This is a genomic window from Streptomyces sp. ISL-66 (assembly GCF_018614135.1).
GTDB lineage: Bacteria > Actinomycetota > Actinomycetes > Streptomycetales > Streptomycetaceae > Streptomyces.
The window spans coordinates 32163-53287 of record NZ_JAGGOW010000082.1 but is presented as its reverse complement, the minus strand read 5'-3'; the positions used below and the strand labels follow the sequence as shown (position 1 = coordinate 53287).

17 protein-coding genes are annotated in these 21125 nt (G+C 71.3%); 12 read left to right on the top strand and 5 right to left on the bottom strand.

What is annotated here, in order from left to right; all coding sequences use genetic code 11:
• Positions 1–42: 42 nt before the first annotated feature.
• The 4 genes from J7E97_RS16900 to J7E97_RS16885 form a co-directional block, all read right to left on the bottom strand.
• Positions 43–2220 (bottom strand): prolyl oligopeptidase family serine peptidase, encoded by a 2178-nt coding sequence (locus tag J7E97_RS16900; RefSeq protein WP_215027901.1) that lies wholly within the window; start codon positions 2218–2220, stop codon positions 43–45.
• On the bottom strand, positions 2220–3587 hold the full coding sequence (locus J7E97_RS16895) for a M20/M25/M40 family metallo-hydrolase (RefSeq protein ID WP_251054687.1): 1368 nt from the start codon (positions 3585–3587) through the stop codon (positions 2220–2222). The genes J7E97_RS16900 and J7E97_RS16895 overlap by 1 nt, the downstream gene beginning before the upstream one ends.
• Position 3588: 1 nt before the next feature.
• The gene (locus J7E97_RS16890; RefSeq protein ID WP_215027897.1) at positions 3589–4422 is read right to left on the bottom strand and encodes a M55 family metallopeptidase; all 834 of its coding nucleotides are present in this window, start codon (positions 4420–4422) and stop codon (positions 3589–3591) included.
• A gap of 251 nt (positions 4423–4673) precedes the next feature.
• Positions 4674–5117, bottom strand: a complete 444-nt coding sequence (locus tag J7E97_RS16885; RefSeq protein WP_215027895.1) for an SRPBCC family protein — start codon at positions 5115–5117, stop codon at positions 4674–4676.
• 291 nt (positions 5118–5408) lie between these two features.
• Here J7E97_RS16885 and J7E97_RS16880 point away from each other — a divergent pair, with 291 nt between their 5' ends.
• The 3 genes from J7E97_RS16880 (at position 5409) to J7E97_RS16870 (ending at position 8722) form a co-directional block, all read left to right on the top strand.
• Positions 5409–6500: an Rv2578c family radical SAM protein gene (locus J7E97_RS16880; RefSeq protein WP_215027893.1), complete on the top strand. Its 1092-nt coding sequence runs from the start codon at positions 5409–5411 to the stop codon at positions 6498–6500.
• A gap of 135 nt (positions 6501–6635) precedes the next feature.
• Positions 6636–8222: an alpha/beta hydrolase gene (locus J7E97_RS16875; protein WP_215027891.1), complete on the top strand. Its 1587-nt coding sequence runs from the start codon at positions 6636–6638 to the stop codon at positions 8220–8222.
• A 74-nt stretch (positions 8223–8296) separates the two neighbouring features.
• Positions 8297–8722 carry a RidA family protein gene (locus tag J7E97_RS16870; protein WP_215027889.1) on the top strand — a complete coding sequence of 142 codons (426 nt, stop codon included), beginning with the start codon at positions 8297–8299 and terminating at the stop codon, positions 8720–8722.
• Here the strand turns inward: J7E97_RS16870 and J7E97_RS16865 are convergent.
• Positions 8715–9284, bottom strand: a complete 570-nt coding sequence (locus J7E97_RS16865) for a HEAT repeat domain-containing protein (RefSeq protein WP_215027887.1) — start codon at positions 9282–9284, stop codon at positions 8715–8717. The genes J7E97_RS16870 and J7E97_RS16865 overlap by 8 nt on opposite strands.
• A 470-nt stretch (positions 9285–9754) precedes the next feature.
• Between J7E97_RS16865 and J7E97_RS16860 the strand changes: the two genes are divergently transcribed.
• The 9 genes from J7E97_RS16860 (at position 9755) to pssA (ending at position 20950) form a co-directional block, all read left to right on the top strand.
• Positions 9755–11578, top strand: a complete 1824-nt coding sequence (locus J7E97_RS16860) for a 3-hydroxyacyl-CoA dehydrogenase family protein (protein ID WP_215027885.1) — start codon at positions 9755–9757, stop codon at positions 11576–11578.
• A 166-nt stretch (positions 11579–11744) separates the two neighbouring features.
• The gene (locus J7E97_RS16855) at positions 11745–12614 is read left to right on the top strand and encodes a TetR family transcriptional regulator (protein WP_374224166.1); all 870 of its coding nucleotides are present in this window, start codon (positions 11745–11747) and stop codon (positions 12612–12614) included.
• Positions 12615–13064: 450 nt separating this feature from the next.
• On the top strand, positions 13065–14402 hold the full coding sequence (gene ccrA / locus J7E97_RS16850; protein WP_215027881.1) for a crotonyl-CoA carboxylase/reductase: 1338 nt from the start codon (positions 13065–13067) through the stop codon (positions 14400–14402).
• 31 nt (positions 14403–14433) lie between these two features.
• A complete protein-coding gene (locus J7E97_RS16845) occupies positions 14434–16539 on the top strand; it encodes a protein meaA (protein WP_251054686.1) in 2106 nt (701 codons plus the stop codon).
• Positions 16536–17528 (top strand): CoA ester lyase, encoded by a 993-nt coding sequence (locus tag J7E97_RS16840; protein WP_215027879.1) that lies wholly within the window; start codon positions 16536–16538, stop codon positions 17526–17528. Before J7E97_RS16845 ends, J7E97_RS16840 begins: the two co-directional genes overlap by 4 nt.
• A 4-nt stretch (positions 17529–17532) precedes the next feature.
• Positions 17533–18045 carry a MaoC family dehydratase gene (locus J7E97_RS16835; RefSeq protein WP_215027877.1) on the top strand — a complete coding sequence of 171 codons (513 nt, stop codon included), beginning with the start codon at positions 17533–17535 and terminating at the stop codon, positions 18043–18045.
• A 4-nt stretch (positions 18046–18049) separates the two neighbouring features.
• Positions 18050–19255 carry an acyl-CoA dehydrogenase family protein gene (locus J7E97_RS16830; RefSeq protein ID WP_215027875.1) on the top strand — a complete coding sequence of 402 codons (1206 nt, stop codon included), beginning with the start codon at positions 18050–18052 and terminating at the stop codon, positions 19253–19255.
• 185 nt (positions 19256–19440) lie between these two features.
• On the top strand, positions 19441–20097 hold the full coding sequence (locus J7E97_RS16825) for a phosphatidylserine decarboxylase (protein WP_215027872.1): 657 nt from the start codon (positions 19441–19443) through the stop codon (positions 20095–20097).
• Between the two features lie 70 nt (positions 20098–20167).
• Positions 20168–20950 carry a CDP-diacylglycerol--serine O-phosphatidyltransferase gene (gene pssA, locus J7E97_RS16820; protein WP_215027920.1) on the top strand — a complete coding sequence of 261 codons (783 nt, stop codon included), beginning with the start codon at positions 20168–20170 and terminating at the stop codon, positions 20948–20950.
• Positions 20951–21125 lie beyond the last annotated feature (175 nt).

Below are 21125 nucleotides of genomic sequence, written 5' to 3'. Positions count from 1 at the left end.
CTGAGCAGTCACGGCGGTTGAGCGGTCACGGCGGTTGAGCGGTCACGGCTCCAGCGGGAGCAGGGGCACGTCCGTCCGCTCGAAGCCGAACACCTGGGCGTAGAGGGAGAGTTCGGCCTCCAGCGCCCGGACCATCGTGTCCGCCCGCCGGAAGCCGTGCCCCTCTCCTTCGAAGGCGACGTAGGCGTGCGGAACCGACCGCCCGCGCATGGCGGCGAGCAGTCGCTCCGCCTGCGCCGGCGGGCAGACGGGGTCGTCCAGTCCCTGGAGCAGCACGAACGGTGCGGTGATCCGGTCGGCGCGGGCCACCGGGGAGCGCTCGCGGCTGCGCAGCGCCAGGGTCCGCGGCGGTCCGGCGAGGGCGAAGACGTAGCGGGACTCCAGGTCGTGGGTCTCCTCGGCGAAGCCGAGCAGCTCCAGCACCGGGTAGATGACGGCCGCGCAGGCGTACAGGTCGGTGGCGGCCAGCGAGGCCGCGGCCGTCCAGCCGCCCGCACTGCCGCCCCGGATCGCGAGCCGGTGCCGGTCCGCGGTGCCCTCGGCGGCCAGTCCGCGCGCCACGGCCGCGCAGTCCTCGACGTCGACCACGCCCCACTGTTCGCGCAGCCTTTCCCGGTAGGCGCGCCCGTAGCCGGTGGAGCCGCCGTAGTTGACCTCGACCACGCCGATGCCGCGCGAGGTGAAGTAGGCGATGTTCAGGTCGAGTACGGGTGGTACGTGGTCGGTGGGGCCTCCGTGCGCCCACACCACGTACGGGGGGAGCTCGTCGGCGCGGGCCCGCAGCGCGGGGTGGTGCGGCGGGTAGACGTGGGCGTGGATCTCGCGGCCGCCCGGGCCGTAGAAGGTCCTGTTCTGCGGCTCCGGGTAGTACGCCGGATCGATCCGGTCCGCCCGGTCCGCCCCTGCCACCCGGCCCGCCCCTGCCACCCGGTCCGCGCCTGCGGCCCCGTCCGCACCTGCGGCCCGGTCCGCCCTTGTGGCCCCGTCCGCCCCTGCCGCCCCGCGCGTCCCGTGCGCCCCCGACGGGCCGCGCCCGCCCACCGCCTGGGCGTGCCCGGTGACGGTGTCCAGCTCCACCACCTCGTAGGCGCTGCGGGGGCTGGCCGCGACCCCGTAGACCCGGCTGCCGATGACGGCGAGCGTGGGTTGCCAGGCCGTCCACGGACCGGCGGCGTCCACCAGGTCCCCGCTCTCCGGGTCGAGCACGCCGAGTACCGAGGAGCCCTGGCCGTGCAGGACGGCGACGAGTCCTCCCCCGGCACCCGCGGCCTGGCCGGCGCCCCCCGGGAGCGCCGCGATCCACCGCAGTCCGGACTTCCAGAGCGGTCCGCCGAACTCCTCTTCCCGGGGGCACAGGTTGACGGCCCAGCCGGTCTCCGGGTCCACCCGGTACGGGTTCCACCAGCCGCCCCGGTCGCTCACCGCGAGGAGGCTCCCGTCGCCGGTCCACTCGACCTGCGCGACGGCCTCCTCCGGTCCGCCGAGTACGGTACGCGACCGCACGAGCCGGCCGTCCTCGGTGACCTCGGCCAGCCTCAACTCCGTTCCGTCCCACGGCATTCGGGGGTGGTCCCAGACCAGCCAGGCCGCCCGCCGCCCGTCCGGGGAGAGGCGGGGACCGGTGGTGAAGCGGTACCGGTCGTCGGTCAGCTCCCGTACCCGCGAACGGTCCCCGGCGGCCGACCCGTCCAGGGGTACGGCGGCCAGGACGCGGCGCACGTCGGCCGGTCCGGGTCCGGTGAACTCCTCCAGCACGCACCAGACTTCGTCGCCGCGCAGCACCGGATCGACCCAGCGCAGCCCGCCGCCGACAGCCGAGACCGGGGTCAGCGGGCGGGGGACGGAGCCGCCGGGACCGCCGGCCCCCTCCGCGCCCGCCGGTCCGTCCGGCTCGTAGGCGTACAGCCGCTGGTCGGCGAAGTGCACGAACACCACCAGCGGCCCGCCCGAGGGCTGTTGGGTGCCCGCCCAAGGCAGACCGCCGTACTCGGTGACCCGGCTGCGCACGTTCCACGGCGCGGGCAGTACGGAGGTCACGGGCCCGCCGTCCGCCGGCCTGCGGACCAGGGTGCGGCGGCCTCCTTCGGCCGGCCGGGGCTCGGTCCACCACACCTCGGAGCCGACCGCGCCCACGTACTCGGGCCGCCCGTCGAGCGAGGCGGCGAGGGCCGCGTCGATGGGCGAGGGCCAGCTGCCGTAGGGCGCCGTCCGGACTCCCATCACAGGGTGCGGAGCGCGTGGTCGAGGACGCGGACGCCGAAGTGCAGGGCGTCGACGGGGACCCGCTCGTCCACTCCGTGGAAGAGCGACCAGTAGTCGAAGCCCGGCGGCAGCTTGAGCGGGGAAAACCCGTAGCCGGTGATGCCGAGGCGGGAGAACTGCTTGGCGTCGGTGCCGCCCGCCATGCAGAAGGGGACCACGTGCCCTTCCGGGTCGAACTTCTCGACGGATTCGCGCAGGATCCCGTACGTCCGCCCGTCCACGGGGGCTTCGAGGGCCACCTCGCGGTGGTGGAACTCCCAGCGCACGTCGGGACCGGTGAGCGCGTCGAGGGTGGCGGTGAACTCCTCCTCGCCGCCGGGCAGGATCCGGCCGTCCACGTAGGCGGTGGCGGTTCCCGGGACGACGTTGAGCTTGTAACCGGCGCTGAGCATGGTCGGGTTGGCGCTGTTGCGGACGGTCGCCTCGACGAGGGCGCCGGCCGGGCCGAGCAGCGGCAGGACCCTTTCGAGGTCGAAGCCGGGGGTGCGCGGGTCCACCGACATCCCCTGGAGGGCGGCGAGTTCGGTGAGGCAGGCGGTGACGGTGTCGGTGAGGCGGACCGGCCACCGGTGCTCGCCGATCCGGGCCACGGCGGCGGCGAGCCGGCTCACGGCGTTGGCCCGGTTGGGCTTCGAGCCGTGCCCGGCGGTGCCGGTCGCCGTCAACTTCAGCCACGCGGTGCCGCGTTCACCGGCGGCGATGGGGTAGAGCGCACGGCCGGGGCCGGCGTGCACGGTGAAGGCTCCGGACTCACCGATGCCCTCGGTACAGCCCTCGAAGAGGTGCGGGTGGTGGTCGGCGAGGAAGCCGGACCCGTCGATCGCGCTGTCCTCCTCGTCGGCGGTGTAGGCGATGACGATGTCCCTGCGCGGCCTCACCCCCGCCCGCGCCCAGGCCCGTACGACGGCCAGCACCATCGCGTCCATGTTCTTCATGTCGACGGCGCCGCGGCCCCAGACCACACCGTCCCGGATCTCGCCCGAGAAGGGGTCCACGCTCCAGTCGGCGGCCTCGGCTGGCACCACGTCGAGGTGGCCGTGAACCAGCAGGGCGGGGGCGGCGGGGTCGGTGCCCGCGATCCGGGCCACCACGTTGGTGCGGCCCGGGGTCCGCTCCAGCAGCTCCGGTTCCAGGCCTGCGGCGGCGAGCCGCTCGGCGACGTACTCGGCGGCCGGCCGCTCCCGGCAGTCGCCGCCGCCCCGGTTGGTGGTGTCGATGCGGATCAGCCCGGAAGTGAACTCGACGACCTCGTCGAGCGCCACCCCGTCGACCGGGGACTCGTCGACCGGGGACTCCAGGACCGAGCCGGGTCTGGGGTCGGACATGTCAGCCATACTGTTCCTCCACCGCTGCCGAGACGATCGTCGTGACCGCCTTGAAGGTCCGGATCCCCTCGTACATGGTCCCGCTGGTGTACGCGACCTTGCGCTCACCCGACGGGCCGACGCCGGGAACCACCGTGGCGGCCATCGCCAGGTGCTCGGCGTCGAACTCCACCTCCACGGTGAACGGCCCGCCCCGAACCGGTTCGTGACGGATCGCCAGGTGTGCCGCCGCCTTGGCCGCGGCCCTGATGTCGGCGGCCGTGCGGGCGGGGGTGCGGCACACGGCGGCGTAGCGCGAGACGTGGTCCTTGACGGCGACGGTCACCGCGTCCGGGGCGTAGCCGGCGGCGTCGACGCACGTCAGGTCGTCTCCGGTGACGAGGACGACCGGGACCCCGTACTCGGCGACCACGTGGGCGTTGAGGACTCCTTCGCTCGCCCGGGTGCCGTTCAGCCAGACGCCGGTGATGGAGTTGGCGAGGTAGGTGTGGGCGAGGACCCCCTCCGCGCCGGCGCCCGTGTGGTAGCCGACGAAGGCGATGCCGTCCACGTCCCCGTGCTGGACGCCCTCGACCATGGAGAGGGACTTGTGGCGGCCGGTGAGCATCTCGACGCGCTCGTCGAGCCGCTCGAGCAGCAGGTTGCGCATGGTCCAGTGGGCCTCGTTGACGAGGACCTGATCGGCGCCGCCGTCGTAGAAGCCGAGTACGGCGGCGTTCACGTCGGAGGTGAACATCGTCCGGCAGCGTTCCCACTGCGGCGTCCCGGGCAGCACGTCGGCGGGCCAGGTGACGCCGGTGGCGCCTTCCATGTCGGCGGAGATGAGGATCTTCATCGGGCCCCCGGGCGGTCGGTAGCGCTCAGGCCCCCACCCTAACCGCCCGGACCCCATGGGTCCCGGGGCCACGCCAGGCCACGTCGGGCGCACGCTCGGACGCTTCCGGGGGCTCACGGACGCGCCCGGGCGCATCCGGATGCGTCCGGATGCGTCCGGATGCGTGCCGCGGTTCCGCCGCACCCCCGCCGCGCCCCGGTTCACCCGATCCGGTGAGGCCGTGTCCCCGGCCTCACCGGCAACGCCCTTGCTCAGCCCTTGACTTCGGCGGCCAGGTTGGCGAGCAGGGTGTCGTAGATGCGGGCCAGGCCCTTGGGCGCGAAGGTGCGCTCGAAGAAGCCGCCGATGCCGCCCGCGCCGTTCCACACGGTGGTGACGACGGCCTTGGACTTGCCCTCGCCGGCCGGGGTGACCGTCCAGGTGGTGACCATGGAGGAGTTGCGGTCCTTCTCCACCAGCTGGCCGTCGGTGGGCTCGGTGACCTCGAGCAGGCAGTCGCGGACCCGCTTGCTGGTGGCCTGGAGCTTCCAGTGGACGAGGGTGCCCTCGCCGTCACCGCCCTCGCGCACCTCGTACTCGCTGAAGTGCTCGGGCAGCAGCTTTCCCCGGGTCCCGGTGTAGTCGGCCAGCGCGTCGAACACGGTCTCCGCGTCGGCCTCGATGATCCGCTCCGTGGTGGCCTCGACCTGCGCCATGGCTGTTCCTCCAGCAGTTGTGTCCGTCGTCGCGGCAAGCCAACCACCTCCGGGGCGGGGGCCCAAATCCGGGTCGGACGTGGCAGCGGACGCCGACGAGGAGGGTGTCGGCCGGCAGACCGGCGCAATGGGCCCGCTGCGGCCCCGGCGGGCGGTGCGCCGGTCCGCTCGGAGGGCCCGCGCGCTCCGAGCACACCCCTCGCACCACTCTGACCAGCCTGTTTCTCGGCCCGCACGATCATGGGAACGTTTGTTCTATTCTCAGGCCAGAGCTACCGAGGGAGGCGCACCATGCGCTGGGACAATCTGAGCGACGAAGCCGACGGGCCCGAGAACGCGGGCAAGGGATCCGGCCGCGGAACGACCGAGCCCGCCGCGCCCACCGGACCCGCCGCGCTCTTCGGGACCGGCGCCGTCGTGACCCGCACCTTCGACACCCCCGAATTCCGCGGGATCACCTTCCACGAGGTCCGCGCCCGCTCGATCCTCAACCGGGTCCCCGGCGCCTCGCGGATGCCGTTCGAATGGACCGTGAACCCCTACCGGGGCTGCAGCCACGCCTGCGTCTACTGCTTCGCGCGCAAGACGCACAGCTACCTCGACCTCGACACCGGCATCGGCTTCGACTCCCAGATCGTCGTCAAGACCAACGCCCCCGAGCTGCTGCGCCGCGAGCTCGGCTCCCCCCGCTGGACCGGCGCGCACGTCGCCATGGGCACCAACGTCGACTGCTACCAGCGCGCCGAGGGCCGCTACCGCCTCATGCCCGGCATCATCGGGGCGCTGCGCGAGCGCGCCAACCCCTTCTCCATCCTCACCAAGGGCACCCTGATCCTGCGCGACCTCCCCCTCCTCCAGGAGGCCGCCGCCGTCGCCGACGTCGGGATCTCGGTCTCCGTCGGCTTCACCGACACCGCCCTGTGGCGCACCGTCGAACCCGGCACCCCCTCCCCCGCCGCCCGACTGCACGCCGTGCGCACCCTCACCGACGCCGGCATCGAGTGCGGGGTGCTGATGGCCCCGGTGATCCCCTTCCTCGGGGACTCCCCGGAGCAGCTGCGGGACACCGTCCGGGCCGTCGCCGCCTCGGGCGCGACCTCCGTGACACCCCTGGTACTCCATCTGCGGCCCGGCGCCCGGGAGTGGTTCACGGCCTGGCTGGGCGAGCACCACCCCCATCTGGTCGAGCGGTACGAGCGGATGTACGCGGGCGGCTCGTACGCGCCGACCTGGTACCAGCGCATGATCACCCGCCAAGTCCACGAGCTCGCCGCCGAATTCGGCATCGGCCCCGGCGGCCGTGGACCGGCCCGGCGGATCGTCGTACCGGAGCGGCCGGCCGGGCCCGCGCCCGCCGGGCCGACCCAGCTGACCCTGCTCTGAGCCTCCCCGGGAGCGCCCGTACGACCGTACGACCGACTGAAGGGTCATCACATCGGGCCAATCGGCCGCCCAATCCCCCCTTCCGAGCACAGGTTCCGGGACGATTCCGCCCAGAACCCTCGGCTGGGAGGCCCCATGAGCGCCACGATCCGTCCGCCCCTGAAGAAGCGCGCCGCCGTCCTGCTGGCGGTCACCACCGTCGCGGCCGCCCTCGCGAGCCCGGTGACGGCCGCCGCCCCGTCCGCGCCCGCGTCGCGCGGGGCGGCGCCGGCGCCCCTGCAATGGTCGAACTGCGCGACCTCCCGCTATCCGACGCTCCAGTGCGCCTCCCTCAAGGTCCCCCTCGACCACGACCGCCCCGACGGCCGCCAGATCTCCCTCGCCCTGACCCGGGTCCCCCACACGGCCGCCCGCTCCCAGGGCCCGCTGCTGGTGAACCCGGGCGGCCCCGGCGGCAGCGGCCGCGCCCTGGCCGGACACATCGCCTCCGCGCTGCCCAAGGACGTGGCCGGCCAGTACGACGTGATCGGCTTCGACCCCCGGGGCGTCGGCAAGAGCGAGCCCGTCCTGGACTGCGGCGCCGGGCACTTCACGCCCGTGCGACCCGATTCCGTACCCCTGGACGAGGAGACCGAGCGGGCCAACCTGGAGCGGGTGAAGTCCTTCGCCGAGTCCTGCCAGACCCGGCACGCCGACGTGCTCCCGTACATCGGCACGGTCTCCGCCGCCCGCGACCTCGAGGTGCTGCGCGCCTCCCTGCGCGCGGAGAAGCTCAGCTACTTCGGCTACTCCTACGGCACCTACCTGGGCGCGGTGTACGCCAAGCTGCACCCCGACCGGATCCACCGCCTGGTCCTGGATTCGGTCGTCGACCCGGCCGGGGTCTGGTACGAGGACAACCTCGCGCAGGACCAGGCCTTCGACGCCCGCCACAAGTCCTTCCTGGCGTGGGTGGCCCGGTACGACGCCACTTACCACCTCGGCGCCAACCCCTCCGAGGTCGAGGCCCGCTGGTACGCGATGCGCTCCGCGCTGCGCACGACCCCCGCGGGCGCCAAGGTCGGGCCGGCCGAGCTGGAGGACACCTTCATGCCGGGCGGCTACTTCAACGGCTACTGGCCCCACCTCGCCGCGGCCTTCTCCGCGTACGCCGTGGAGGGCGACCAGAAGCCGCTGATCGCGGCGTACGAGAAGTTCGGGGCGGTGGAGCCGTCGGCGGGCAACAGCTACAGCGTGTACACGGCGGTGCAGTGCCGGGACTCGGCCTGGCCGAGGGACTGGAACCAGTGGCGCGCGGACATGTGGCGCACGCACGCCAAGGCGCCCTTCATGACCTGGAACAACGCCTGGTACAACGCCCCGTGCGCGTTCTGGCCGACGCAGCCGCTCGAAGCCCCGGACGTCACGAACACCGCCCTGCCGCAGGCGCTCCTCTTCCAGGCCACGGAGGACGCGGCGACCCCGTACGAGGGCGCGCTGAGCATGCGGCGCAAGCTCGCGGGCTCGGCGCTGGTGGTCGAGGAGGGCGGCGGCAACCACGGCATCTCGCTCAGCGGCAACAAGTGCCTGGACGAGAAGCTCGGTTCGTACCTGTTGACGGGCAAGGCCGCGGACGCCGTCTGCCCCGCCCAGCCGGCCCCCAAGCCGCTCCCGGCGACCCGCGCGGTCCCGCCGTCCGCGGGCGGCGCGGCACTGCACGGCCTGCTGGGCTTCCGGGGGTAGGCGGTTGTGCCGGGGTGGGCGGTGCGCCGGGGGTGAAGGTCCGGCGCCGGTCCGCACCGGGCACAATCGCGTCCATGACCACCACAACCAACAGCCACCTCACCCGGATCGCCGCTCCCGAGGGCGTCGCCGCGGGCACCGGATACAGCCACGTCGTCTGGGGCACCGGGCGGTTCGTCGCCGTGTCCGGGCAGTGCGCCTTCGACGAGAAGGGCCAGGTGGTCGGCGAGGGCGACGCCGCCGCCCAGGCCCGGCAGGTCTTCGAGAACCTGCGGCGGTGCCTGGCGGCGGCCGGGGCGACCTTCGACGACGTGGTCAAGCTGACCTACTTCGTCACGGACGTCGCCGACCTCCCCGCGGTACGCGGGGCCCGCGACGCGGTGATCGCCGCCGACCGCCTCCCGGCCTCCTCGGCCGTCCAGGTGGCGGCGCTGTTCCGGCCCGAACTGCTGCTGGAGGTCGAGGCGTTCGCGATCGTCCCCGCGGAGCGGATCAGCTGAGGTCCAGGCCCCGCAGGGCCGCCGACGCCGCCACCGCCAGCCGGGGGTGCGATTGGGCCCGGGTCAGGACCTCCCGGGCGCGCTGGTCCGCCAGCGCGCCCAGCCCCTCCACGCAGGCCAGCGCCACGCGCCAGTACGGGTCGTTCGGCGCGAGCAGCCGCGCCAGGGTGCGGATCAGGGCCGGCGCGGACTCGGGGGCGCGCAGCGCCGTCAGCAGCCGGACCGGGTGCAGGGCGTAGGCCGTGCGCAGTTCGTTGGTCGCGAGCGCCGCCGCCGCGCGTGCGGTGCGCGGGTCCCCGAGGACGGCCAGCGCCTGCGCGGCGGCCTCGCAGCGCGGCGGGTCCCGGTGATTGAGCAGCAGGACGAGCGGTTCGAAGGCGCGCCGGTCGCCCGCCAGGCCGAGCCGGTACGCGGCCAGCTCGCGGGCCCACAGCGGCCGGCCGGGCTCGGTCAGGGAGGCCGCCAGGCCGTCCGGGTGGGCCGCGAGCAGCGCCTCGTACTCGGCCTCGTACTCAGGTGCCCGGGAGGCTTCCGCCCGCAGGCGCTCCAACACGTCGTTCACGCGGGCCACCCTAGGGGCCCGGGGCCGACCGGCGCTCCGGGTTCCCGTAGAGCAGGGCGCTTGATCGATGATCGATGATCGGTACATTTGGGCGGTACAGGTCACATCTCCGCGCTCTGGCGGACCAGTTACCAACGGGTTACTGTCCCTACAACACGTACGGGGCGGCCTGGTGACGCAGCCACCTCGTACCAGTCGGTTCAGCACCACCCTCAGCACATCCTCACGGCGTGACCCCGGGACAGGGCTCCGCCGTTTCCGCCCTCCGGGTTCTTTCCGGGGCTTTCCCCGGGCTACTGCCCGCGGGCTCCTTTTCTCCGGGTTCGTTCCCGCTCCCGCCGGGTTCTTTCCCTACGGGCTCCCTCCCTCAGGGGCCCCCGGGCATCTCCGTACGGCCTTCCGTACGGCACCGCGCGCGCCGTGCGCCGCGCGCTCCCTCAGTCGTCACCCTCTTCCACTGGAGTCCCGCGATGGACCTTCCGTCCACGTCCAGTCAGTCCTCCCCCACCTCCCGGCCCGCCCTGCAGACCATCGCCGTCGTCGGCCTCGGCACGATGGGCACCGGCATCGCCGAGGTCCTCGCCCGGGCCGGCCGCGAGGTCATCGGCATCGACATCAGCGAGGCCGCCGGCCGCCGGGCCACCACGGCCCTCGCCGCCGCCACCGCCCGCTCCGTGGCCAAGGGCCGGCTCACCGAGCAGGAGCGCGAGGGCGTGCTCGCCCGCTTCCGCACCTTCTCCGAGCTGGGCGCCGCCGCCGAGGCCGATCTCGTCATCGAGGTCGTGCCCGAGTCCTACGAGCTCAAGCAGCGCGTCTTCCGCGAGCTCGACGCGATCGTCCGGCCCGGCACGATCCTGGCCACCGGCACCAACGCCCTGTCGGTGACGCGGATGGCCGCCGAGTCGCAGCGCCCGGAGCGCGTGGTCGGCCTGCACTTCTTCAACCCGGTCCCGGCGATGAAGCTGGTCGAGGTCGTCTCCAGCGTGCTGACGGCCCCGCCGGCCGTCGAGGCGGTCACCCTGCTCGCCCGCGAGCTCGGCAAGGAGCCCGTCTCGGTCGGCGACCGGCCCGGCTTCGTCGCCGACGGCCTGCTGTTCGGCTACCTCAACCAGGCCGCCGCGATGTACGAGGCGAAGTACGCCTCCCGCGAGGACATCGACGCGGCGATGCGGCTGGGCTGCGGCCTGCCGATGGGCCCGCTCGCGCTGCTCGACCTGATCGGCGTGGACACCGCCCGCACCGTCCTGGAGGCCATGTACACGGCCTCCGGCGACCGGCTGCACGCTCCGGCCCCCATCCTCGGCCACCTCGCCGAGGCGGGCCTGACCGGCCAGAAGTCCGGGCGCGGGTTCTACACGTACGAGGCCCCGGGCAGTCAGGTCATCGTCCGCGACCTGCAGACCCCGCCGGACGGCGACCTGGTCCGCGCGAGCCGTCCGGTGAACTCGGTCGGCGTGGCCGGCTCGGGCACCATGGCGAGCGGCATCGCCCAGGTCTTCGCCCAGGCCGGTTTCCCCGTGGTGCTCGCGGCCCGCGGCCAGGAGAAGGCGGACGCGGCGAAGGCCGCGATCGGCAAGGCCCTGTCCCGTGCGGTGGACCGGGGCCGGCTGACGAAGGAGGCCGCCGCGGCCACGCTGGACCGGATCACGCCGGCGGGTTCGCTGGAGGCGTTCTCCGAGGTGGACCTGGCCGTGGAGGCCGTCGCCGAGAACCTGGAGGTCAAGCAGGAGCTCTTCCGGGCCCTGGACAAGGTCTGCAAGCCCGGCGCGGTGCTGGCCACCACGACCTCCTCGCTGCCGGTGATCGCGGTCGCCCGCGCGACCTCGCGTCCGCAGGACGTGATCGGCATGCACTTCTTCAACCCGGCTCCGGCGATGAAGCTGGTCGAGGTGGTCCGGACCGTCCTGACCGCCGACGACGTGCACGCGACGGTCCGCGGGATCTGCGCCAAGGTCCGCAAGCACCCGGTGGACTGCGGTGACCGTGCGGGCTTCATCGTGAACGCGCTGCTGTTCCCGTACCTCAACAACGCGATCAAGATGGTCGAGCAGCACTACGCCGGCATCGACGACATCGACGCGGCGATGAAGCTGGGCGGCGGCTACCCGATGGGGCCGTTCGAGCTCCTCGACGTGGTCGGCCTGGACGTGTCGCTGGCCATCGAGCAGGTCCTGCACAAGGAGTTCCGCGACCCGGGCCTGGCCCCGTCCCCGCTGCTGGAGCACCTCGTGGCGGCGGGCTGCCTGGGCCGGAAGACCGGCCGCGGATTCCGTGAGTACGCCCCCCGCCGGTAACCGACGGCGGGCCATCGAGCCGGATGCGTGGGGAGGGCTGCTCGGGTCTGCCGGACCCTCACGGCAGGCCGTACCCTCCGAGCCCAGTGCGGGCCCTCCCCCGCATCCACCCCGGTCCCACCACCCTCGGGAACGCTCTCCCGCACAAATGAAGTACGTTCGCTCTATGTCCCAGCCCGCCAAGACCTCGACCCGCGCCTCCTCGGCCTCCGACGCCACGGAGAGCCCGGCCGGCACCAAGGCGGCCGCGCAGCGGCTCAAGATGCGCCGCGAGCTGGCGGCGGCCGCGATGGAGCTGTTCGCGACCAAGGGGTACGAGGCCACGACGGTCGACGAGATCGCCGCGACGGCCGGAGTGGCGCGCCGGACCTTCTTCCGGCACTTCCGGTCCAAGGAAGAGGCCATCTTCCCGGACCACGACGACACCCTGACGCGCGCCGAGGCCGTCCTCGACGTGGCCCCGGCGCACGAGCACCCGCTCGACACGGTGTGCCGGGGGATCAAGGAAGTCATGAAGATGTACGCCGCCTCGCCGGCGGTGTCGGTGGAGCGCTACCGGCTCACCCGCGAGGTGCCCGCGCTGCGGGAGCGGGAGATCGCCTCGGTCGCCCGCTACGAGCGGCTGTTCACCCGCTATCTGCTCGCGCACTTCGACGAGCAGGACCACCACGACGGCAACGATGATCCGCTGCTGGCCGAGGTGGCCGCCTCCGCGGTGGTCACGGCCCACAACCACGTGCTGCGGCGCTGGCTGCGGGCGGGCGGCCAGGGGGACGTGGAGGCGCAGCTGGACCACGCCTTCTCGATCGTGCGCAAGACCTTCGGCTCCGGCATCGGCGCGGGGCGCACGCTGGGCTCGGGCACGGCGGGACACACCACGGCCGCGGCCCGGGGATCCGCCGGGGGCGCGGCCCCGGAGCCGGCCCCGGCCTCGGTCCGTACGCGGGGCGAAGTGCTGGTGGCGGTGGCCCGTACGGACGCGCCGCTGGACGAGGTCATGCGGACCATCGAAGAGGCACTGAGGAACAAGTCGTAGACGCTCGCGCGTAGCTCGCGCCCCTCGCCGCGCACAGGTCGCGCGTAGCTCGCGTGTAGCTCGCGTCACAGTGGCCGCTCCCTTTCCGGGGGCGGCCGCTTTTGTTTGTCCGGCTTGCCCATACTCGCGAGTAACTTTGATCGATCATCGCTCATCCGTGCAGGTCAATCGGCAAATGAGAGAAAGTTTTGGCACGCGGTGCCTTGCTGAGTGACACGGGGTGCCATACGTTGAATCTCGTCCGGATGTCCCCGCGGCCCAGCCCACTCGGCACGGAACGCGCCCCGGATGCCTGCGTCACCAGGCCCCCCGCAACGCCCCACCACAGGCAACGCGCAGCAGCACCTCAGCCGAATCGACGGCGCCCCTCACCAGATCCACCGCTTCACCGCTCCACGCAACCCCTTTCCCTCAGCGCACCCTCATCAGCGCACGGCCGGAGGCAACACCGTGAAGGACATCCTGGACGCGATCCAGTCGCAGAGCGCTACGTCCGCCGACTTCGCCGCCCTGCCGCTCCCCGACTCGTACCGCGCGATCACCGTGCACAAGGACGAGGCGGAGATGTTCGCCGGGCTCACCACCCGCGAGAAGGACCCCCGCAAGTCCCTGCACCTGGACCAGGTCCCGGTGCCGGAACTCGGCCCGGGCGAAGCCCTGGTGGCCGTCATGGCCTCCTCGGTCAACTACAACTCCGTGTGGACCTCGATCTTCGAGCCCGTGTCCACCTTCAGCTTCCTGGAGCGCTACGGGCGCCTCTCGGAGCTCACCAAGCGCCACGACCTCCCGTACCACGTCATCGGTTCGGACCTCGCGGGCGTCGTCCTGCGCACCGGCCCCGGCGTGAACGCCTGGAAGCCCGGCGACGAGGTCGTCGCCCACTGCCTCTCGGTCGAGCTGGAGTCCTCGGACGGCCACAACGACACGATGCTCGACCCGGAGCAGCGCATCTGGGGCTTCGAGACCAACTTCGGCGGCCTCGCCGAGATCGCCCTGGTCAAGTCCAACCAGCTCATGCCCAAGCCCGGCCACCTCAGCTGGGAGGAGGCCGCCTCCCCCGGCCTGGTCAACTCCACCGCGTACCGCCAGCTGGTCTCGCGCAACGGCGCCGGCATGAAGCAGGGCGACAACGTCCTGATCTGGGGCGCCAGCGGCGGCCTCGGCTCGTACGCCACCCAGTTCGCGCTGGCCGGCGGGGCCAACCCGATCTGCGTGGTCTCCAGCCCCGAGAAGGCGGACATCTGCCGCGCGATGGGCGCGACCGCGGTCATCGACCGCAACGCCGAGGGCTACAAGTTCTGGAAGGACGAGCACACCCAGGACCCGAAGGAGTGGAAGCGCTTCGGCAAGCGCATCCGCGAGCTGACCGGCGGCGAGGACATCGACATCGTCTTCGAGCACCCGGGCCGCGAGACCTTCGGCGCGAGCGTCTACGTCACCCGCAAGGGCGGCACCATCACCACCTGCGCCTCGACCTCGGGCTACATGCACGAGTACGACAACCGCTACCTGTGGATGTCGCTCAAGCGGATCATCGGCTCGCACTTCGCGAACTACCGCGAGGCGTGGGAGGCCAACCGCCTGATCTCGAAGGGCAAGATCCACCCCACCCTGTCGAAGGTCTACTCCCTGGAAGAGACCGGCCAGGCCGCCTACGACGTCCACCGCAACCTCCACCAGGGCAAGGTCGGCGTCCTCGCGCTGTCCCCCGAGGAGGGCCTGGGCGTCCGGGACCACGAGATGCGCGCGACGCACCTCGACGCGATCAACCGCTTCCGCAACATCTGAGACGCCTCAAAGGCCAAAGGGACAGCCTGAGATGACAGAGCGCCAGAAGGACCGTCCGTGGCTCATGCGGACGTACGCCGGCCACTCCACGGCCGAGGCGTCCAACGAGCTGTACCGCCGCAACCTCGCCAAGGGCCAGACCGGCCTGTCGGTCGCGTTCGACCTGCCGACGCAGACCGGATACGACCCCGACCACATCCTCGCCCGCGGCGAGGTCGGCCGGGTCGGGGTCCCGGTCTCCCATCTGGGCGACATGCGGCGGCTGTTCCAGGACATCCCCCTGGAGCAGATGAACACCTCGATGACGATCAACGCCACCGCCATGTGGCTGCTGGCGCTCTACCAGGTGGCCGCCGAGGAGCAGGGCGCGGACATCGCCCAGCTCCAGGGCACCACACAGAACGACATCGTCAAGGAGTACCTCTCGCGGGGGACGCACGTCTTCCCGCCCGGGCCGTCCCTCCGCCTGACGACGGACATGATCGCGTACACGGTCAACCACATCCCGAAGTGGAACCCGATCAACATCTGCAGCTACCACCTGCAGGAGGCCGGGGCCACGCCGGTCCAGGAGATCTCGTACGCGATGTCCACGGCCATCGCCGTACTGGACTCCGTGCGCGACTCGGGCCAGGTCCCGCCGGAGCGGTTCGGCGAGGTCGTCGCCCGCATCTCCTTCTTCGTGAACGCGGGCGTCCGCTTCATCGAGGAGATGTGCAAGATGCGCGCCTTCGGCCGCATCTGGGACAAGATCACCCGCGAGCGCTACGGCATCGAGAACGAGAAGCAGCGCCGCTTCCGCTACGGCGTCCAGGTCAACTCCCTGGGCCTGACCGAGGCGCAGCCGGAGAACAACGTCCAGCGCATCGTGCTGGAGATGCTCGCGGTCACCCTCTCCAAGGACGCCCGCGCCCGCGCCGTGCAGCTGCCGGCCTGGAACGAGGCGCTGGGCCTGCCCCGGCCCTGGGACCAGCAGTGGTCCCTGCGCATCCAGCAGGTCCTGGCCCACGAGAGCGATCTGCTGGAGTACGAGGACATTTTCGCGGGCTCCCACGTCATCGAGGCCAAGGTCGAGTCCCTGGTGGCCGAGTGCCTGGCGGAGATCGACCGGATCCAGGAGATGGGCGGTGCGATGGCGGCCGTCGAATCCGGGTACCTCAAGGGCGAGCTGGTCTCCTCGCACGCCGCGCGGCGGGCCCGGATCGAGGCCGGCGAGGACAAGATCATCGGTGTCAACTGCTTCCAGCAGACCGAGGAGAACCCCCTCACCGCCGACCTGGACGGCGCCATCATGACGGTGGACGGGGCGCTGGAGGCGCAGACCGTCGAGCGCATCGGCCGCTGGCGGGCCGAGCGCCAGGAGTCCGCGGACCGACAGGGCGGCGGCGACCCGTTCGTCTTCCCGACGGTGATGCAGGCCCTGGACCGGCTGAAGGAGGCTGCGGCGGGCGACGAGAACCTGATGGAAGCCACCCTGGAGTGCGCCCGCGCCGGTGTCACCACCGGCGAGTGGTCGAACGCGCTGCGGGAGGTGTTCGGGGAGTTCCGGGCGCCGACCGGGGTCTCGTCGGCGCCGGTGGCCGTGACCGCCGAGGAGGGGACCCCCATGGCCCTCGTCCGCGCCAAGGTCTCCCGTACCGCCGACGAGCTGGGCTCCGGCCGGCTGCGCCTGCTGGTCGGCAAGCCGGGCCTGGACGGGCACTCCAACGGGGCCGAGCAGATCGCCGTACGGGCCCGCGACGCCGGTTTCGAGGTGGTCTACCAGGGCATCCGGCTGACCCCCGAGGAGATCTCCTCGGCGGCGCTGGCCGAGGACGTGCACTGCGTGGGACTGTCCATCCTGTCCGGCTCGCACAGCGCGCTCGTGCCGGACGTCCTGGAACGCCTGCGTGCGGCGGGGGCGGGTGACATCCCCGTCGTCCTCGGAGGCATCATTCCGAATGCCGACGCCGTGGCCCTCAAGGCGGCCGGGGTGGCCGCCGTCTTCACCCCGAAGGACTTCGGCATCACGGAGATCATCGGCCGTATCGTCGACGAGATCCGCAAGGCGAACAAGCTCCACCCGCTCGGCGAAGCCGACGACAGCCACACCAACGACGCCATCGACACAGCTGCAAGCACGGAGGTCCCCGCATGACCACGCCCCCTTCCCCGGTCAACCGGCTGCGGCCGCGCCGCTCCTGCCTCGCGGTGCCGGGTTCCAACCCCCGGTTCCTGGAGAAGGCCCAGGGCCTGCCGGCCGACCAGGTCTTCCTCGACCTGGAGGACGCCTGCGCCCCGCTCGCCAAGGAGGGCGCCCGCCACACGATCGTGGACGCGCTGAACAACGGTGACTGGACCGGCAAGACCCGTGTGGTGCGCGTCAACGACTGGACCACGCACTGGACGTACCGCGACGTGATCACGGTCGTCGAGGGCGCCGGCCAGAACCTCGACTGCATCATGCTGCCGAAGGTGCAGGACGCCCAGCAGGTGGTGGCCCTCGACCTGCTGCTGACGCAGATCGAGAAGACCATGGGCTTCGAGGTCGGCAAGATCGGCATCGAGGCGCAGATCGAGAACGCCAAGGGCCTGGTCAACGTCGACGCGATCGCGGCCGCCTCCCCGCGGCTGGAGACCATCATCTTCGGGCCGGCCGACTTCATGGCCTCCATCAACATGAAGTCCCTGGTCGTGGGCATGCAGCCGCCCGGCTACGGCGCGGACGCCTACCACTACATCCTGATGCGGATCCTGATGGCGGCCCGCATGCACGACCTGCAGGCGATCGACGGCCCCTTCCTCCAGATCAAGAACGTCGACGGCTACCGCGAGGTCGCCGGGCGCGCGGCGGCGCTGGGCTTCGACGGCAAGTGGGTGCTGCACCCCGGCCAGGTCGACGCGGCCAACGAGGTCTTCTCCCCCTCCCAGGAGGACTACGACCACGCCGAGCTGATCCTCGACGCGTACGACTGGTGCACCTCGGAGGCCGGCGGCAAGAAGGGCTCGGCGATGCTCGGCGACGAGATGATCGACGAGGCCAGCCGCAAGATGGCCCTGGTCATCTCCGGCAAGGGCCGCGCCGCGGGCATGCAGCGCACCACCAAGTTCGAACACCCCTCGATCGAGAAGACGGCGGAGGCGTAGGGCCATGCAGTTCGGACGCACGTACGAAGAGTTCGAGGTCGGGGCGGTCTACAAGCACTGGCCCGGAAAGACGGTCACCGAGTACGACGACCACCTCTTCTGTCTGCTGACCATGAACCACCACCCGCTCCACATGGACAGCAACTACGCGGAGAACACCACCGACTTCGGCAAGAACGTCGTCGTGGGCAACTACATCTACTCGCTGCTGCTGGGCATGTCCGTGCCGGACGTCTCCGGCAAGGCGATCGCCAACCTGGAGATCGAGTCGCTGCGGCACGTGGCGCCGACCTTCCACGGCGACACCCTCTACGGCGAGACCACGGTCCTCGACAAGACCCCGTCGAAGTCGAAGAACGACCGCGGCATCGTCTACGTCGAGACCAAGGGCTACAAGCAGGACGGCACCCTCGTCTGCGTCTTCAGGCGCAAGGTGATGGTCCCGACCGAGACGTACATCAAGGAGCGCGGCGGCGAGCAGCCCGGCCGCCCCACGCTGAAGGAACAGGGGAGGTAGAACCATGAGCCGACTTGCCCAGACCGCCGGCCTGACGGACGACCAGAGGGACATCCTCAAGACCGTCCGGGAGTTCGTCGACAAGGAGATCATCCCGGTCGCGACCGAGCTGGAGCACCGCGACGAGTACCCGCAGGCGATCGTCGACGGCCTCAAGGAACTCGGCCTCTTCGGCCTGATGATCCCGGAGGAGTACGGCGGCCTGGGTGAGTCGCTGCTCACCTACGCGCTGTGCGTCGAGGAGATCGCGCGGGGCTGGATGTCCGTCTCGGGCATCATCAACACGCACTTCATCGTGGCGTACATGCTCAAGCAGCACGGCACGCAGGAGCAGAAGGACCACTTCCTGCCGCGCATGGCGCTGGGCGAGGTGCGCGGCGCGTTCTCGATGTCCGAGCCGGGGCTGGGCTCCGACGTGTCGGCCATCACGTCCAAGGCGGTGAAGGACGGCGACGAGTACGTCCTGAACGGCCAGAAGATGTGGCTGACGAACGGCGGCACGTCCACGTTGGTCGCCGTGCTGGTGCGCAGTGACGAAGGACACCCGGAGGGCACCGCCCCCCACAAGTCGATGACGACGTTCCTGGTGGAGAAGGAGGCCGGCTTCGGCGAGGTCCGTCCCGGCCTGACCATCCCCGGCAAGATCGACAAGATGGGCTACAAGGGCGTCGACACCACCGAGCTGATCATGGACGGACTGCGCATTCCGGCCGATCGGGTGCTCGGAGGCCAGACGGGCCGAGGGTTTTACCAAATGATGGACGGGGTCGAGGTCGGCCGCGTCAACGTGGCGGCCCGTGGCTGCGGCGTAGCACAGCGTGCGTTCGAGCTGGGTGTCTCATATGCCCAGCAACGTCACACTTTCGGCAAGGCCATCGCCGAGCACCAGGCGATCCAGTTCAAGCTCGCCGAAATGGCTACCAAGGTCGAAGCCGCCCATGCGATGATGGTCAATGCGGCACGCAAAAAGGACTCCGGGGAACGAAACGACCTCGAAGCAGGGATGGCGAAGTACCTCGCCTCCGAGTACTGCAAGGAGGTGGTGGAGGACGCGTTCCGCATCCACGGTGGCTACGGCTTCTCGAAGGAGTACGAGATCGAGCGTCTCTACCGAGAGGCACCCATGCTGCTCATCGGTGAAGGTACCGCCGAGATTCAGAAAATGATCATCGGGCGACGCCTGCTTGAGGAGTACAAGCTCCAGGGCTAAATGTCCCTTTTGTGGTAAATCATCCAGTGGTTTTCCGCAAAAGAGTCACTAGCAGTCACCGGCCACCGGCCACCGACTCGGCTTCTGGCTTGCCCAGTTGTTGCGCGCAACCGATAGCATTCCAGTAAAGCCGCCGTCCCGTCCCCCTATTTGCGGCGCGGCACCACCCGCTACGAAGGTCATCCATGCCCCACAGCCAAACCTCTGCACCTCGCGTCGGCCTCCTCGGTGGACGCCTCGCGCGCGGAGCATCGCCGTGGCTTCTGCCGACCGTCGCCACCGCCGCTCTCAGCCTCACCCTGGCCCGGAAGTCCGGGCGCTGGGCGGCAGTGGCCGTGCCCACCACCGCGCTCGCGGCGGGCATGCTGTGGTTCTTCCGCGACCCCGAGCGTGAGATCGCACAGGGCCGGGTCATCTCGCCCGCCGACGGTGTGGTGCAGAGCATCATGCCGTGGAAGGACGGACGGACCCGGGTCGCGATCTTCATGAGCCCGCTGAACGTCCACGTCAACCGCGCGCCCCTCGCGGGCACGGTGACGTCCGTGGAACACGTCCCCGGTGGATTCGTTCCGGCGTTCAACAAGGAGAGCGAGAACAACGAGCGCGTCGTCTGGCACTTCGACACCGAGCTCGGTGACATCGAGATGGTGCAGATCGCCGGCGCCGTCGCGCGTCGCATCGTCCCGTACCTGCCGGCCGGCACCAAGGTGGAGCAGGGCGAACGCATCGGTCTGATCCGCTTCGGCTCCCGCGTCGACATCTACCTCCCCGAGGGCGTCGAGGTCGCGGTCGAGGTCGGGCAGACCACCACCGCGGGGGTGACCCGAATTGACCGTGACTGACCCTGAGACTCCGGCCACCGGCTGGGTTCCGGAGGCGTCCACGTCCGAGGAGGAGTCCGCCGAGGACGACATGCCGCTGTCACTGCGGCTGTCGATAGCGGACACCCTCACCCTCGGCAACGCCACCTGCGGATTCATGGCGGTGTACTTCACCACCACGGGCATCCTCATCCCGCACCTCACCGGCAGCGGCGAGTCGGGCATGGCCCGCAGCAGCGCCGCGACGGCCGTGATACTGATGCTGCTCGCCGCGGTCTTCGACCTCTTCGACGGCATCGTGGCCCGCAAGCTGCGCAGCTCGCCGATGGGCGCGGAGCTGGACAACCTGTCCGACCTGATCAGCTTCGGGCTGGCGCCCGCGTACTTCGTCCTCGTCTACGGCATGGTCGCCGACGACGCGGTCCAGAAGATGTCGGCGCTGGCGGCGATCGTGGTGCTGCTGGCCGTCGTGCTGCGGCTCGCGAGATTCAGCTGCGTGACGATGAAGGACGGCATGTTCCAGGGCATGCCGAGCCCCTTCGGCGCGTTGACGGTCGTCTCGATCGTGCTGCTGGAGCTGCCGTTCGTACCGACGCTGCTGGCGATCGTCGGGGTGGCGTGGCTGATGGTGAGCCGGGTCGAGTACCCCAAGCCGCGGGGTGTCCTCGCGGTGGCGATGCTGAGCTGGATCGTCGGGGCGATGGGGCTGCTGGCGGCCTGGGCGTTCGACGCCCCGGGCGGCGGGCTGCTCCTCCAGACGGGCTGCGCGCTCCAGATCGCCCTGGCGGCGACCATCCCGCTGTTCGCCACGACCCGTCGCGCGAACACCTTCCGCCACAACCGGCGCGAGGCGAGGGCCACGCAGGCCCCGTAAGCACGGCTGTACGCACGTGAGAGGGCCCCCGGCCGCCGCAAGGCGACCGGGGGCCCTTCCGCATCCCCGCAGCGCCGCGGGACGCCGTGCCGGGCGCCCTGACCCGGTGAACCTTTCCGGGCAGCACACCAAGGGACGCACCGGGGGACGCACCCAGAGGCCGGCCGAGCGGCTC

What these genes read in the sequence shown, in the direction of transcription:
- J7E97_RS16840 (WP_215027879.1), top strand. Translation starts at nt 16,536, where the DNA reads ATGACCACGCCCCCTTCCCCGGTCAACCGGCTGCGGCCGCGCCGCTCC.
- J7E97_RS16885 (WP_215027895.1), bottom strand. Translation starts at nt 5,117, where the DNA reads ATGGCGCAGGTCGAGGCCACCACGGAGCGGATCATCGAGGCCGACGCG.
- J7E97_RS16855 (WP_374224166.1), top strand. Translation starts at nt 11,745, where the DNA reads ATGTCCCAGCCCGCCAAGACCTCGACCCGCGCCTCCTCGGCCTCCGAC.
- pssA (WP_215027920.1), top strand. Translation starts at nt 20,168, where the DNA reads ATGCCGCTGTCACTGCGGCTGTCGATAGCGGACACCCTCACCCTCGGC.
- J7E97_RS16860 (WP_215027885.1), top strand. Translation starts at nt 9,755, where the DNA reads ATGGACCTTCCGTCCACGTCCAGTCAGTCCTCCCCCACCTCCCGGCCC.
- J7E97_RS16845 (WP_251054686.1), top strand. Translation starts at nt 14,434, where the DNA reads ATGACAGAGCGCCAGAAGGACCGTCCGTGGCTCATGCGGACGTACGCC.
- J7E97_RS16880 (WP_215027893.1), top strand. Translation starts at nt 5,409, where the DNA reads ATGCGCTGGGACAATCTGAGCGACGAAGCCGACGGGCCCGAGAACGCG.
- J7E97_RS16875 (WP_215027891.1), top strand. Translation starts at nt 6,636, where the DNA reads ATGAGCGCCACGATCCGTCCGCCCCTGAAGAAGCGCGCCGCCGTCCTG.
- J7E97_RS16890 (WP_215027897.1), bottom strand. Translation starts at nt 4,422, where the DNA reads ATGAAGATCCTCATCTCCGCCGACATGGAAGGCGCCACCGGCGTCACC.
- J7E97_RS16830 (WP_215027875.1), top strand. Translation starts at nt 18,050, where the DNA reads ATGAGCCGACTTGCCCAGACCGCCGGCCTGACGGACGACCAGAGGGAC.
- J7E97_RS16835 (WP_215027877.1), top strand. Translation starts at nt 17,533, where the DNA reads ATGCAGTTCGGACGCACGTACGAAGAGTTCGAGGTCGGGGCGGTCTAC.
- J7E97_RS16825 (WP_215027872.1), top strand. Translation starts at nt 19,441, where the DNA reads ATGCCCCACAGCCAAACCTCTGCACCTCGCGTCGGCCTCCTCGGTGGA.
- J7E97_RS16900 (WP_215027901.1), bottom strand. Translation starts at nt 2,220, where the DNA reads ATGGGAGTCCGGACGGCGCCCTACGGCAGCTGGCCCTCGCCCATCGAC.
- J7E97_RS16895 (WP_251054687.1), bottom strand. Translation starts at nt 3,587, where the DNA reads ATGTCCGACCCCAGACCCGGCTCGGTCCTGGAGTCCCCGGTCGACGAG.
- J7E97_RS16870 (WP_215027889.1), top strand. Translation starts at nt 8,297, where the DNA reads ATGACCACCACAACCAACAGCCACCTCACCCGGATCGCCGCTCCCGAG.